Source organism: Bacillus sp. FSL H7-0578 (genome assembly GCF_038630855.1).
Lineage (GTDB): Bacteria > Bacillota > Bacilli > Bacillales > Bacillaceae > Bacillus > Bacillus safensis.
The window spans coordinates 806,721-819,068 of the sequence record NZ_CP152045.1; the positions used below are offsets into that span (position 1 = coordinate 806,721).

The following is a 12,348-nucleotide window of genomic DNA, read 5'->3' on the forward strand; positions in this document are numbered from 1 at the left end:
TGTGGAAAGAAAGAATGGAGAAGGGGAGTGCGAACGAGTGAAAGCAGTTGGACTATTGGAGTATTTGCCGATTGAGCATGAGCAAAGCCTGATGGATCAGGAGGTCGAAAAGCCTAAAGCGTCTGGCAGAGATGTACTGGTGAAGGTAGAAGCTGTGTCCGTGAATCCAGTTGATACAAAGGTGAGATCACCGAAGGATCAGAAGGAAGAAAAACTGAAAATACTAGGCTATGATGCAAGCGGTACGGTTGTTGAAGTGGGTGAATCGTGTACATTGTTTCAGCCAGGTGATCACGTATACTATGCGGGAGATATTACGCGTCAAGGCTCGAATAGTGAATACCAGCTTGTGGATGAACGTATTGTGGCGAAAAAGCCTGCCAATCTATCCTTTGCAGAAGCAGCCGCAATGCCCCTTACAACAATTACGGCTTATGAGGCTTTATTTGACCGGATGCATATGAAGCGGAATGCTGAAGGCTCAACCTTGCTGATCATTGGTGGTGCAGGCGGTGTTGGTTCTATCGCCATTCAACTAGCTAAATTAACGAAGGCAACTGTGATCGCTACCGCATCAAGACCAGAAACAAAAGAGTGGTGTCTGTCCTTAGGTGCCGATCATATCATTGATCATCATCAGCCGCTTTTAGCGCAGCTAGAGGAAAAAGGAATCGGCGAAGTGGATTTTATTTTATGCTTAAATGATACAGATGGACATTTCAAAGGCATGGCAGAAGCCATCAAACCGCAAGGAACGATCTGTACCATTGTCGAAAACCAGCACAACCTAGACATTCAATTACTCAAAAATAAAAGTGCGGCATTTGTATGGGAATTCATGTTCACACGCCCTATGTTTGAAACAGCGGACATGATCAAACAGCATGAGCTTTTGACAGAGGCGGGTGAGTTATTTGAGCAGGGAAAAATAACGCATACTTTAACAAAGGTTCTCAGTCCGATCAATGCTGCTAACTTGAAGCAGGCACATCAAACACTTGAGCATGGAAAGATGATTGGCAAATTTGTACTTGAAGGATTTGAGAAAGGGGAGAACGTATGACGTCATTACAATATCCGATTGGCTTATATGAACCGGTTGAAACAAAAACGAAAGCACAGCTTGAAGCATGGATTGATCAGCTGGCTGCAATCCCCGAAGAGTATGAAGCGGTGACTGCACCGCTTACAGATGCGCAGCTTGATACACCTTATCGGCCGGGAGGATGGACTGTTCGTCAGCTCATTCACCACGTAGCAGACAGCCATCTGAATGCATACTTACGATTCAAACTTGCTTTGACAGAAGATACACCGGACATACGTCCATATGATCAGGAGGGATTTGCCTCACTTCCTGACAGCAAGGCGCCCATTAGTTTATCCCTGCCTTTGATCAGCAGTCTGCATCGCAGGTGGGTCACTTTACTGCGGGGAATGTCAGAGGATGACTTCAACGCTTCTTATTATCACCCTGCCGATCAACAAACGGTGTCCTTATATAATGCAGCAGGAATGTACGTCTGGCATTCAAAGCATCACCTTGCCCATATCACGGAATTAATCAAAAGAAATCAGTGGATTTAAAGGAGTAAACGCATGTCTGGTAGAAGAATTGTCGGCGCCATGTTTATCTGTATGGCGGGATTGTTTTATATAGCGAAATATGTTCTTTTTGAGATACGTTATAGTCACAGCTTAGGCTCAGAAAGAACGATTGAGGAACTTGAACAGCTGCTTCCTGGCGGTACGTGGATCAGCATCTTTTTTCTCATCATTGGCTTAGCCTATCTTTTATGGGATGACAGGGAAGTTCTTCAAAAAAATTTCGTCCTCTCAGATAAACAAGTAGAAGAAATAAAAAAGACGGACCTCAAGTGACCGTCTTTTTTCCTTTTCATATTTAGCCGCGTTCAGGACGCAGTGCTTTTTCTAAGATAGCAAGGCCTTCATTGACTTTTTCTTTTTCCTCGTCATTGAGCCGCTGCAGGGAATTTTTGATTTTTTCGTGTCCTTTTTGATAAATACTTCTGAAAATATTTTTCGCTTCCTCTGTCAGCTCTACGACAATGATTCTCCGGTCACGCTCAGAGTGCTTTCGCATGACAAAGTTAGATTGTTCTAACCTGTCAAGCAGGCCTGTCATATTGGACAAAGAAGCGCCCATTTTTTCAGCGATTTCGGATACTTTGAGAGAGCCATGGTTATTGAGCAGCATGAGCACCTTCATTTGAGGCATACTCATATCAAGCTTCATCCATTCAGAAACATCTCCAAGACCTGCAGCTGTGAGCACTTTCATATAAAGAACCCATGTCTTTTTTTCTTCTGGAGATAGAATCTCTTCTTTTAATACGGTGGTGTCATGAATATTATATTCCACGCTTGTTCACTTCCTTTAAGCGGCTCTTTTTCTTTATATTACTGATTTTTACTTCTAATTGAAAGGTTCGTCAAGCTTTTAAATGTTAAACTGCATGAATCAAGTGGTATTTGTTGTATAATAATGTTCAGTTGAAATAATGAAGCAACCTAGAAAGTTGGGAAAAACATGTGGAACAAAAAAACGGGTATGACCATCTTAAAAATGCTTTTTCCGATCGTCATTATCCTTGTCTTAATCTTCGTTGCAAAGCAGGAGCTGAGCGGACTTTCCATTAAAAAGACGTTTTATATTATTGACAGCTTGAACCGAATGGACTTGTTTATTCTTGTCTTTCTTGGACTTGTCGCGGTTTTATCGATGTCCTTATATGATTTTATTTTACGAAAAAGCCTGAATATGCCGATCAGCGGCTGGAAAACGATACGCATTTCATGGATTGCGAACTCCTTTAACAGTGTTCTTGGATTTGGCGGTCTATCAGGAGCAGGGCTTAGAACGCTTCTCTATAAGGAGTACATAACAGATACGAAAAAATTGCTGAAAGGCATTGCCCTTTTGACTTCCTCTGTCCTTTTGGGCTTATCTATTTTCAGTGATTTGATCTTGGTCAGGGTGCTTCCAGTTGAAAGTATTATCAGCCAGGAGCCGTGGCTATGGGCATTTGTCATTATCTTTGCCTGTATTGTACCGATATATATCGTCATGGCATCCATTCGAAAAAGCTCGATTGAGAGCGGTGAAAATGGACTGAAGCATCCAATTTACGCTTATATCGGGGCATCGTTTTTAGAATGGCTGGCAGCTGGACTTGTCATGTACATGGCTGTTGTCTCTATGGGGATGAATGTCGATGTCCGAATTGTATTAGGTGTATTTGCGATTGCGTCAATCGGCGGTTTAATCAGTATGGTTCCGGGCGGCTTTGGTTCGTTTGACCTTATCTTTTTACTGAGCATGCAATACATTGGTTTTGATAAAGAGATGGTGCTGACGGCGCTCGTCTTGTACCGTTTCGTGTACTCGATTTTCCCGTTTATTTTAGGGCTTTGTCTAGCTGCTTACGATTTAACGGGAACGACGCTTAGACGTCTTGAAGGCAATCCGAAAATGGCACCTGCCATTGAAACAACGAACGTTTTAATTGTTTTGCACCGTGCTTTATTAATCCGTTTATTGTACGGATCTTTATCGATTTTAACCTTTGGAAGCGGCTTGCTTATCATGGCATCTGTTGTGCTTCCAGTTGATCGATTAGGTGTGATTACCAGCATTCCGCGCTTTCTGTTATCAGGATTTAATGGTCTTTCTTTAATGTTCGGAATCATTCTGATGATTTTGTCCATTGAAGTGTATAAAAGAACGAAAAGATCGTACGTGCTGACAATGATCTCCTTAGCAGGCGGTTTTGTGTTTACTTTGTTAAAGGGGTTTAACCTCAGTCTGATCTTTATTTTGCCAGTCATCATGGCTGTGTTTTTCTCTCTTCGAAATCAATTTGTGAAGCAGCAGGCACCTTACTCCTTAAATCAGTTTGTGACGGCTGCCGCTGGTTATTTATTCGTGCTCTTTAACTATAATGTGATTGGCAACTTTATTTGGACAAAAATCGGGCATTTCTTGAGTAAGGATTACTTGGTGCATAATGAACGGCATATCACGATGACAAGCATGATCGCTCTCATCGGTGTACCGCTTTTCTTCTTCATTAGTAAATTGATTTTTAATAAGAAAGCCTTTCCGATTGGAGAAAAAGCAGATGATGAAAAATTAAAAACGTTTTTAGAAGAAAAGGGCGGAAATGCCCTCAGTCATCTTGGCTTTTTAGGCGACAAAAAACTATTTTTCTCAAGTGATGGAGAAGCAATGCTTCAGTTTGGGCGAATTGGCCGCTGCGTCATTGTGCTCGGAGATCCATCTGGACGTGAGGCGTCTTATCCGCTTGTACTTGAAGAGTTTTTACAGGAGACAGAAAAAGCCGGCTACCGCGTCGCTTTTTATCAAGTAGAACGAGAAGGGATGGCTCTTTATCATGACTTAGGCTTTCACTTCTTTAAGCTTGGGGAAGAAGCCATGGTCGATTTAGAAACGTTTACTCTGTCAGGTAAGAAAAAATCAAATTTACGAGCTGTGGCGAATAAATTTGAACGAGAAGGCTACACCTTTGAAATGCTGGAACCTCCCTTTTCAAATGAGTTGATCTCCACCTTAAAACAGATCTCTGACAGCTGGCTCGGAAAGAAAAAAGAAAAAGGATTTTCGCTCGGTTATTTTCAAGAAGACTATCTTCAAAAAGCACCGATTGCGATTCTAAAGGATGAGCAAGGGCAGATCATTTCCTTTGTATCATTGATGCCGATGTATCAAGAAGGGGAGATTTCCATCGATTTAATGCGTCATATGCATGATGCACCGAACGGGATGATGGATGCGCTGTTTATCCACCTGTTTCAATGGGCGAAAGAAAGAGGCTACAAATCGTTTAACATGGGAATGGCACCTTTATCGAATGTGGGGACGTTCCATCAGTCCTTTCTCACGGAGCGTTTGGCGAGTGTTATTTTCAACAATGTCAGATACATGTACAGCTTCAGCGGTTTACGGTCATTTAAACAGAAATATAAGCCTGAATGGCGCGGGAAATATTTAGCATATAAAAAGAATACGTCACTGCCTGTCACAATGGTGCTAGTCACCAAGCTGATCGGGATGGACCCAAATCGAAAGCGGCGTCCATAAACCAAAAGACCTTTACCTTTCACTAGGTGAAGGTTTTTTTAGACAAAAGAATAGCAAAAGTGGTAAAGTTGAAGGGTAAGGGGGATGTTCATATGACATTAAATGAATGGTTTACAAAGGGATTAGCTGAACGTACATATGTACACAACATGGAGAAAAACCGGGAAAATCTGCTCACGGTGTACAACCAGTATGCAATTCATCAAAAAGAAAAAGAGCTGCTTCAAAAGCTGCAAAAGAAAAAGCTCCGAGCGCTTGTCATCACAGCGGATTGGTGCGGAGATGCGATGGTCAATGTTCCGATTTTCATGCGTATTGCAAATGAAGCACTCATTGATGTGCGCTATTTCATTCGGGATGAGAATCTAGACCTGATGGATCAGTATTTAACGAACGGGACCGCAAGATCGATTCCGATTATCGTCATCATTGATCAGGACGGGAATGAAGTGGGCAAATGGGGACCTCGCTCAGCAGAAGCACAGCGCTTTGTCGATGAGAAAAAACCGGACAAAGATGCACCTGATTTTGAAGAAGCTTTTCAAGTATTTGCGAAAGAAGCCGCACATCACTATACGACCGACCGTTACTTATGGAAAGATATTGAGAAAGAAATAGTAGAAGTTTTGGCAAAAATATAAACCAAAAGACTACTTCGCCGCAATGGGAAGTAGTCTTTTTTTATCTTGTTTTTGCGTTTTACCTACAAAACCACCGCATAAAGATGTAGAAAACCGCAGAATTCTATCAAATACCGCAGAAAACCGCAAAGCACCACGATTTTCCCAACCACTTTTAGTTGAAAAACCTCATATATGCCATGAAATCAATGATTTTGCCCTTATCCAAAGGCTCATATAACGCACAACGGTTGGCTTTTTCCCAATACAAGAGGCCCAGCAACTATAGTAATCTAGTTGTAATCTCCTTTGAACGAACTAAAAAAATGACGGAAAAGGACAGGCGATCAATTTATGAAAAAAATCATTTATCTCGATCAAGAAAAAAAGAAGCTCGCTGAATCGAAAAAAAGAGAACAGCGTTCCATTAAATCACTGAGGCTGCTTGTGTTTTATGACGGACAAAGTCCTGCATGTGCAAAAATGATTGATTTATTAAGATCACTCGATTGGAAAAATCGGATTCACTTTGAATCCTTTAGACACTCGCAGCTGCTCAGGCTGAATAAAATCAGTGAAGAGAAGGCGGAAAAACGAATCGTGTCTATTTCCCTAGCCAAAAATCAAAAGAATTCAGGGATTTATACTTGGCTGCGTATGGCCTGCCATATCCCTGCTTTATGGGGAACGGTCCCATTCATCTTGCTCAGTATTTGGCTTGGCTTTGGACAGCATGCGTACGATTTCTTTGCAAAAAGACGGTATATTCATTCTGTCAAACCGGTGAACCATCATGACACAGATCAACAAGAGACCATTTAATAAATAGAAAAAGCATGACCTTCGATCGGCAGAAGGTCATGCTTTTTTGTAATAGGGAAGATATCCCGCTAAATGATCAAGAAGCTTTTTTGTATAGGACTGATACGTCTGCTCATCAAGCTCAGCACCTGCATAGGTAAGTAAGGTTCTAAGAGCAAACAAATATTCACTGTGCAGCTCATTGTGTTCAAAGTAAGGAAGGGCTGCTTCGACCAAATAGGTTTTCAAATCAAGAGGGTTTTCCTCAATCATCAATTTATAGATTTTGATCATATATAAACAGTTTGGCTGAATACGAGGCTGTTTTAACAGCTCGTGTATGTAGGGAAGTGCTTTTTTGCGGTCATATTCAGCATATAGTGTCGCAATTTCATATAGCGTTTCACAGTAACGATCTTCTATCTGTTCTTGATTAAAGTAATTGAGTGAATCTAGTAAATAAGGCACAGCTGAAGAGAAATCACCTTCACGTTTTAAGAGCACCCCGTAATAAAAATAAGCGGACATTTTAATAAAGGCATCAGGGTGAAGGGACGTGTGCAAAATCACTTCCTTTATATATTTCTTCGCAGTTTGATAGGCTTTTAGTTCAAGTGAGATCACGCCGTGAATAAGTGTACAGTGAATAATCCGCTTGAAATTGTTCTTTTGTCTATATAAATCCATCGCTTGATGTGTCGCTTCAAGCGCATCACCCAGCTGTCCCAAGTTTCCAAGTGCTTTTGCATAGTGATAATACAAATCACTTTGTTCAACTGAAGCGTAGGAAAAGCAGCTTTCAAGCTTTTTCAGTCCATCTTCAAGCTGACCAATTTTAATTTGATGAATGCCGTCAAGATATTCAAAAATTTCTTTTTCCGTTTCAATAAAGGTTTTTTCGAATTTTTTGAGCACGCGGTGTGTTTTTAAGGCAAGCGGCTGTTTATCCGTTAGTAAATAAAATTGAAATAAGGACAAATGATACTGAATGCCTAAATCGAGCGAAAAGAACTGCTCCTCGTGCTGAATGATCATTTCTGCATTTTGTTCAGCCTGATCGAGAGCATAGAAATACATATTCATTTGAAACTCATCCAAAAGTGACAGCAGATGACGCGCCTTTTGTGACAGCTTTTCTTGGCTGATGCCAAGCCGTTCAAGCAGCAGATTGATCGTATCTTGATTGGCCTCCTTTGAGCCATTTTCAATTTTACTTAAATGAGAGACAGAACAAATTCCTTCTGCCAATTCAGATTGGGTCATATTTTGTTTATAACGGTAGAGTTTAATGATTTGTCCAATATTGATTTTCATTCCATCCAGAAGCCTCCCTTCCAATCATGGTTGAAAGCCTTTTGACAAAAAAACAAGATCAGACAAAATGGGAATACTTGAAAATCATTTCATCATCTTGGCTTTTTTCTCAAAATTTGTTTAAAACGTAATATGATTGTAACATTACTTGAAAAAGTCAAACAACTATTTAGCAGACGGGGAGAAGAGATACTTGATTTGCAACTGCACACGATGACGTTTATAATGTGAATGAGAATCAATTTCAATTAAGTTGATTGAAAGGATGACATTTATGCCAGAAATGAAACAACAAACAGAAGCGTTAACGGTTCGAGACGCTGTCAGATATAGACGATCGATTCGAAAATTCAAAGACACACCGGTGACGATTGAGCAGCTTCAGCCGCTATTAGAGGATGCAGTCTATGCACCTAATCATAAAATCACGGAGCCGTGGCGCTTTTTATATGCGGTGACGGATGAAGCCAAAGCGACTTTTGTAGAGCGCTTCATTGCTTTCTTTCAGCGCAACAACCCAGATGCAAAAGAAGAAAAAATCAATCAATACAGAGATTACTTTTCTAAGGTCCCAGCGCTTTTACTTGTCGTGCTAAAAGAAGACGAGAACCCTGTTGTGAGAAATGATGATTTTGCCGCTGTCAGCGCGCTCATTCAAAATCTTCAGCTGCTTGCGTGGGATCAAGGGATCGGTATGGTATGGAAGAGCGGACGTATTTTATACGACAAAGGCTTTCAACAAGACATGGGATTAAAGGAAAATGAACGGTTTGCTGCGATCCTTCATATAGGTTATCCAGAAGAGGTGCCTGAGGAAAAATCACGCCAGAAAGCATCAAGTCTTCTTACTGAAATCAAATAAAAGAAAAGCAGACCGCTGAATAAGGTCTGCTTTTTTACTTATTGTTTTTTGGCGCGCTGATCGGCTGCTTTCATACGTGCCATTGCTTTTACGTCATTCGGATCTGCAAGTTCTTTGGAAAATTCAACATATTCGCCATCCGTCTCTTGTGCCGCGAGCTCGTGGTTGGATTTTTTGTGTTGTTCTTTTTTCAAAGCCTTTCCCTCCTTTACAAGATCACTTTAGTTATGTGCTTGTTGGAGGGGAATATCCGCCTTATTTGTTTCTTTTTTCTGCTGCTCTTTCCGCTTTTTTGAATTCCTGCTGATACAGGACTTCCTGGGTTTTCTTCAGCTTCGAAGTTGGCTGGTGTTCTTTTTTCTTCATCAAAATCGCCCCCTCATCTCATTTTTAATAGGATGGGTGTTTTTGACAACATTTATTCCCCAGAATGCAAAATCGCTTCTTTTAGTTCAGGGTGCAAAAAGTCATAAGAAGAGAGCAGTGCTTTTTTTGGCAGAGCACGCTGGCCTTCTAAAACAAGTAATGACATTTCACCAAGCGCCGTTTTGATCACAAAAGATGGCACCTTCAGCCAATGGGGGCGGTGAAGGGCAGAAGCAATGGTTTGTCCAAGCTGTTTCATTTGAACAGGATTCGGTGATGTCGCATTGAGCGGACCTGACAGGTCGTCATGATGAATCGCATAAGCAATGAGATGTGCCACATCCTCAACATGAACCCATGAAACCCATTGCGAGCCAGACCCAATTGTCCCGCCGGCAAACAGCTTGTAAGGAAGTGTCATCAGCGGCAGTGTGCCTTTTTCGCCCAACACGACGCCAAAGCGTGTGTAGACTGTACGAATGCCGAGTGCTTCAATCTTTTGTCCCTCAGCCTCCCAAAGTTTTGATGTATGACTTAAGAAATCAGAATCTGCAGGAGGTGATTCCTCCGTAAAATCTCCTGTTTGAGATGTGCCATAAATCCCGACAGCACTTGCTTGAATCAGCACAGAAGGTTTCAATTCCTGCGCTTCTATAATGCGTTTTATCTCTTGTGTTGATTTGAGACGGCTGGAGAGGATGCCTTCTTTTGCCTTGTCTGTCCAGCGTGTAAAAATGGATTTTCCAGCAAGGTTAATCCATACATCAATGGCAGGTAATTCATGCTCAGGCGCAGCACCTTCGGTCAGCCACTGCACATAATGTAAATGATTTTGTTCGGATTCCTTTGGATTTCTTGTTAAAATATATAGATGATGTCCCTCAGCAGCGAGCACTTTTGTAACATGCTGGCCGATAAAACCGGTTCCTCCGGTAATGGCGATATTCAATTGACATCTCTCCTCTCATATACATACCTATATCTTTCACGATTTTGAATCAGAAGAAACATCCTGACTGTTTTGGAAAAGGAGTGATCACAGGATGCCCTATATTACAAAAATTTCTGCTCAGAAAAACAATACAGAGCGGGTAAACATCTTTCTTGATGAAAAGTACGCCTTTAGCGTTGATTTAGATGTGCTCGTCCAGCACGATTTGAAAAAAGGAAAAGAGCTGGACGAAGCAGATATCATTGAGATTCAATTCGGTGATTCGGTGAAAAAAGGATTTCAGCAGGCCGTTGATTATTTATCCTACCGAATGAGATCAGTAAAAGAAGTCACCGATTATTTAACGAAAAAAGAAATCCCTGCACCTGCTATTAGTGAAATTATACACAAATTAAAGCATTATAAGTATGTAAATGATCTTGAATTTGCAGAAGCCTATGTCAGCACCCACCGGAAAACGAACAGCAAAGGACCGTCCGTCCTAAAAAAAGAATTGAAGCTCAAGGGGATAGACGATGACACGATTGAACAGGCGCTGTCTCAATACCCTGATGATTTACAGCTGGAGGAAGCCGTAAAGCAGGTTCTCAAGCTTGTCAAAAAAGAAAAAAATCGTTCTGCAAAAGAGATCGAGCAGCGCATCAAGCTGCAGCTGCAGCGAAAGGGATTTTCGTTTGAGATCATTGATAAAGCCCTTCAAGAAGCCTATGATGGACAAGAAGAGGAAAAGGAAGAAGAAGCCCTCCTTTATATGCTGGAGAAGGCAAAACGCAAGGTAGGATATGACGGATCATTTGAAAAGAAGATGAAAGTGAAGCAATTTTTATTCAGAAAAGGCTTTGATCTCGATACAATTGATCACGTTTTAGACAAAGGGGAATGACAGATGGAAAAACGCTATAGTGAGATGACAGAATATGAATTGAAGCAGGAGATTGCCGCCCTTTCTGAAAAAGCACGAAAGGCTGAGCAGCTTGGCATTGTGAATGAATACGCAGTTTTAGAACGGAAAATCGATATGGCGAAAGCCTATTTATTAGATCCAGCCTTGATTCAAACGAAAACGACTTATCAAATCAAAGACACAGACGAAGAGTTTTATGTAGAATATCTAAATGGCGTTTTTGCGTGGGGATACAGAGTATCGGCTCCAAATAAAGAAGATGCTCTGCCGATTTCAATGCTGACGCAAAAGGACTGATCCAAGTGATCAGTCCTTCATCGTGTAGACAAACCCTCGCATTCGTTGTCAGGTCTGCGCGCCGGTACTCACGAATGTCAAATTCGCTCCGTTCCGGTGCTCATCCTTCCTAGACTGCAAAGGTTTTCTATCACGCTGAAAAGAAGACAAAGGGCTAAAATAAAAATCATTTTAGCCCTTTGTCAACAATCTGAAGGACTGATCCAAGTGATCAGTCCTTTTCTTTACTTCGAACGCTGTTTACGGACGTTGTTCTGAAGTACGATGTCGTGCTGCGTTTGCTGCGTTTCTCCGTTGACCTGAGAGGCAGAATGCTTTGCATTTGCCCATGGTTGAGGGTAAGCGGTTGTCCTTAATTGAACAAAGTCTGCCATATACGATTTCCCATTTGAACTCATATCTCAAGCACTCCCTTTGGAAAAATTAGCGTTTCCCTGATGCCCTCATACGTTCCTGTGGACGTGTATTCGTTTCACCATTCGGCCGTTTAGACGCATAAGCATCTGTAGCGCCTGGTTCGCCTTCAAACTTGTGATTTACCTGATTTGGAAAGCCTTTTGCTTTATTACGCATATCGATTCCCTCCAAACAATACAAATCATTTGCGTCTTTTGAAGACGTAAGGGTAGTATATGAAAAAAGAAGTTTTTTTAAAAAGGCACTTTCTGCTAGATGAAGGAGGAACAGGCATGGAACAATACTTTGAGCGACTAACAGAACAACTTATGGAAAAAAACAATATGCTGACATATGACGAAGCACGTACATGGGTAGAGCTGCTTTGGAGTGATTTTGAAACGACCTATGCAAAGGCTGGCCGTAAGTATAAAGGACAGGAAACAACAGAACGAATTGTCCAAGAGTGGATCGAGAGCTACGGAGCGCAGCTGCATTTATTTCAAAATAAACAATCAAAGGCAAACGAGCATCTGCAACAAAACAATCGAGGGCTGCTTCACTAAAAAGGCTGCCCTTTCACTTCCATTCATCTTTTTCAATAAATAGGAAAATATATAAATGAACAAACAATTTTATGAAACAATACCCAGTCTGTGATCAAAATTACAGGCTTTTTACAATGATTAAACTTAAAATTACATTAAATTCATC

At 41.2% G+C, this 12,348-nt stretch carries 17 protein-coding genes; 10 read left to right on the plus strand and 7 right to left on the minus strand.

The features are described 5' to 3' along the window. Nucleotides 1-37: 37 nt before the first annotated feature. Genes MHB41_RS03990 through MHB41_RS04000 form a run of 3 tightly spaced genes read left to right on the plus strand, consistent with a single transcriptional unit; the run spans nucleotide 38 to nucleotide 1,881 of the window. A complete protein-coding gene (locus tag MHB41_RS03990) occupies nucleotides 38-1,063 on the plus strand; it encodes a zinc-binding alcohol dehydrogenase family protein (protein WP_046314304.1) in 1,026 nt (341 codons plus the stop codon). Then, nucleotides 1,060-1,587 carry a YfiT family bacillithiol transferase gene (locus tag MHB41_RS03995; protein ID WP_327827768.1) on the plus strand — a complete coding sequence of 176 codons (528 nt, stop codon included), beginning with the start codon at nucleotides 1,060-1,062 and terminating at the stop codon, nucleotides 1,585-1,587. The genes MHB41_RS03990 and MHB41_RS03995 overlap by 4 nt, the downstream gene beginning before the upstream one ends. Nucleotides 1,588-1,599: 12 nt before the next feature. After that, on the plus strand, nucleotides 1,600-1,881 hold the full coding sequence (locus tag MHB41_RS04000; protein ID WP_327827767.1) for a hypothetical protein: 282 nt from the start codon (nucleotides 1,600-1,602) through the stop codon (nucleotides 1,879-1,881). A 22-nt stretch (nucleotides 1,882-1,903) separates the two neighbouring features. Here MHB41_RS04000 and MHB41_RS04005 read toward each other — a convergent pair whose 3' ends face one another. Beyond that, complete coding sequence (locus tag MHB41_RS04005) at nucleotides 1,904-2,383, minus strand: MarR family transcriptional regulator (protein WP_120208572.1); 480 nt, start codon at nucleotides 2,381-2,383, stop codon at nucleotides 1,904-1,906. A 168-nt stretch (nucleotides 2,384-2,551) separates the two neighbouring features. Between MHB41_RS04005 and mprF the strand changes: the two genes are divergently transcribed. The 3 genes from mprF to MHB41_RS04020 all read left to right on the plus strand — a co-directional run bounded on the left by mprF (nucleotide 2,552) and on the right by MHB41_RS04020 (nucleotide 6,564). Continuing rightward, on the plus strand, nucleotides 2,552-5,122 hold the full coding sequence (gene mprF / locus MHB41_RS04010) for a bifunctional lysylphosphatidylglycerol flippase/synthetase MprF (protein ID WP_034283750.1): 2,571 nt from the start codon (nucleotides 2,552-2,554) through the stop codon (nucleotides 5,120-5,122). Between the two features lie 92 nt (nucleotides 5,123-5,214). After that, nucleotides 5,215-5,763: a thioredoxin family protein gene (locus tag MHB41_RS04015; RefSeq protein ID WP_034283751.1), complete on the plus strand. Its 549-nt coding sequence runs from the start codon at nucleotides 5,215-5,217 to the stop codon at nucleotides 5,761-5,763. Between the two features lie 333 nt (nucleotides 5,764-6,096). Further along, entirely contained in the window at nucleotides 6,097-6,564 is a 468-nt protein-coding gene (locus tag MHB41_RS04020; protein WP_034283752.1) for a DUF393 domain-containing protein, read from the plus strand. A 36-nt stretch (nucleotides 6,565-6,600) separates the two neighbouring features. Here MHB41_RS04020 and MHB41_RS04025 read toward each other — a convergent pair whose 3' ends face one another. Further along, complete coding sequence (locus MHB41_RS04025) at nucleotides 6,601-7,857, minus strand: transcriptional regulator (RefSeq protein WP_034283753.1); 1,257 nt, start codon at nucleotides 7,855-7,857, stop codon at nucleotides 6,601-6,603. A 274-nt stretch (nucleotides 7,858-8,131) separates the two neighbouring features. On the opposite strand from MHB41_RS04025, the gene MHB41_RS04030 reads away from it, so the two are divergent. Further along, on the plus strand, nucleotides 8,132-8,719 hold the full coding sequence (locus tag MHB41_RS04030) for a nitroreductase (protein WP_061110587.1): 588 nt from the start codon (nucleotides 8,132-8,134) through the stop codon (nucleotides 8,717-8,719). 38 nt (nucleotides 8,720-8,757) lie between these two features. Here the strand turns inward: MHB41_RS04030 and MHB41_RS04035 are convergent, their stop codons facing one another. From MHB41_RS04035 to MHB41_RS04045, 3 genes are all read right to left on the minus strand, one after another. Further along, nucleotides 8,758-8,913, minus strand: coding sequence for a YfhD family protein (locus tag MHB41_RS04035; RefSeq protein WP_024425810.1), 156 nt, complete (start codon nucleotides 8,911-8,913; stop codon nucleotides 8,758-8,760). 61 nt (nucleotides 8,914-8,974) lie between these two features. Beyond that, nucleotides 8,975-9,085 (minus strand): YfhE family protein, encoded by a 111-nt coding sequence (locus tag MHB41_RS04040; protein ID WP_017358836.1) that lies wholly within the window; start codon nucleotides 9,083-9,085, stop codon nucleotides 8,975-8,977. A 52-nt stretch (nucleotides 9,086-9,137) separates the two neighbouring features. Beyond that, nucleotides 9,138-10,034: a TIGR01777 family oxidoreductase gene (locus tag MHB41_RS04045; RefSeq protein ID WP_061110588.1), complete on the minus strand. Its 897-nt coding sequence runs from the start codon at nucleotides 10,032-10,034 to the stop codon at nucleotides 9,138-9,140. A gap of 94 nt (nucleotides 10,035-10,128) precedes the next feature. Between MHB41_RS04045 and recX the strand changes: the two genes are divergently transcribed. Continuing rightward, complete coding sequence (recX, locus tag MHB41_RS04050) at nucleotides 10,129-10,920, plus strand: recombination regulator RecX (RefSeq protein WP_024425808.1); 792 nt, start codon at nucleotides 10,129-10,131, stop codon at nucleotides 10,918-10,920. Nucleotides 10,921-10,923: 3 nt separating this feature from the next. Then, a complete protein-coding gene (locus MHB41_RS04055) occupies nucleotides 10,924-11,238 on the plus strand; it encodes a YfhH family protein (protein ID WP_025093475.1) in 315 nt (104 codons plus the stop codon). Nucleotides 11,239-11,462: 224 nt separating this feature from the next. On the opposite strand, the gene MHB41_RS04060 is transcribed toward MHB41_RS04055, so the two are convergent. Together MHB41_RS04060 and MHB41_RS04065 are read right to left on the minus strand one after the other, a co-directional pair. After that, the gene (locus MHB41_RS04060; RefSeq protein ID WP_008360604.1) at nucleotides 11,463-11,636 is read right to left on the minus strand and encodes a YpzG family protein; all 174 of its coding nucleotides are present in this window, start codon (nucleotides 11,634-11,636) and stop codon (nucleotides 11,463-11,465) included. A 25-nt stretch (nucleotides 11,637-11,661) separates the two neighbouring features. Beyond that, the gene (locus tag MHB41_RS04065) at nucleotides 11,662-11,811 is read right to left on the minus strand and encodes a small, acid-soluble spore protein K (protein WP_003217849.1); all 150 of its coding nucleotides are present in this window, start codon (nucleotides 11,809-11,811) and stop codon (nucleotides 11,662-11,664) included. Between the two features lie 116 nt (nucleotides 11,812-11,927). Here MHB41_RS04065 and MHB41_RS04070 point away from each other — a divergent pair, with 116 nt between their 5' ends. Then, the gene (locus MHB41_RS04070; protein ID WP_024425219.1) at nucleotides 11,928-12,200 is read left to right on the plus strand and encodes a YfhJ family protein; all 273 of its coding nucleotides are present in this window, start codon (nucleotides 11,928-11,930) and stop codon (nucleotides 12,198-12,200) included. The last annotated feature ends 148 nt before the right edge of the window (nucleotides 12,201-12,348 follow it).

What these genes read in the sequence shown, in the direction of transcription:
- MHB41_RS04000 (WP_327827767.1), top strand. Translation starts at nt 1,600, where the DNA reads ATGTCTGGTAGAAGAATTGTCGGCGCCATGTTTATCTGTATGGCGGGA.
- MHB41_RS04070 (WP_024425219.1), top strand. Translation starts at nt 11,928, where the DNA reads ATGGAACAATACTTTGAGCGACTAACAGAACAACTTATGGAAAAAAAC.
- mprF (WP_034283750.1), top strand. Translation starts at nt 2,552, where the DNA reads ATGTGGAACAAAAAAACGGGTATGACCATCTTAAAAATGCTTTTTCCG.
- MHB41_RS04015 (WP_034283751.1), top strand. Translation starts at nt 5,215, where the DNA reads ATGACATTAAATGAATGGTTTACAAAGGGATTAGCTGAACGTACATAT.
- MHB41_RS04020 (WP_034283752.1), top strand. Translation starts at nt 6,097, where the DNA reads ATGAAAAAAATCATTTATCTCGATCAAGAAAAAAAGAAGCTCGCTGAA.
- MHB41_RS04040 (WP_017358836.1), bottom strand. Translation starts at nt 9,085, where the DNA reads ATGAAGAAAAAAGAACACCAGCCAACTTCGAAGCTGAAGAAAACCCAG.
- MHB41_RS04055 (WP_025093475.1), top strand. Translation starts at nt 10,924, where the DNA reads ATGGAAAAACGCTATAGTGAGATGACAGAATATGAATTGAAGCAGGAG.
- recX (WP_024425808.1), top strand. Translation starts at nt 10,129, where the DNA reads ATGCCCTATATTACAAAAATTTCTGCTCAGAAAAACAATACAGAGCGG.
- MHB41_RS04060 (WP_008360604.1), bottom strand. Translation starts at nt 11,636, where the DNA reads ATGAGTTCAAATGGGAAATCGTATATGGCAGACTTTGTTCAATTAAGG.
- MHB41_RS04030 (WP_061110587.1), top strand. Translation starts at nt 8,132, where the DNA reads ATGCCAGAAATGAAACAACAAACAGAAGCGTTAACGGTTCGAGACGCT.
- MHB41_RS04065 (WP_003217849.1), bottom strand. Translation starts at nt 11,811, where the DNA reads ATGCGTAATAAAGCAAAAGGCTTTCCAAATCAGGTAAATCACAAGTTT.
- MHB41_RS04025 (WP_034283753.1), bottom strand. Translation starts at nt 7,857, where the DNA reads ATGAAAATCAATATTGGACAAATCATTAAACTCTACCGTTATAAACAA.
- MHB41_RS03995 (WP_327827768.1), top strand. Translation starts at nt 1,060, where the DNA reads ATGACGTCATTACAATATCCGATTGGCTTATATGAACCGGTTGAAACA.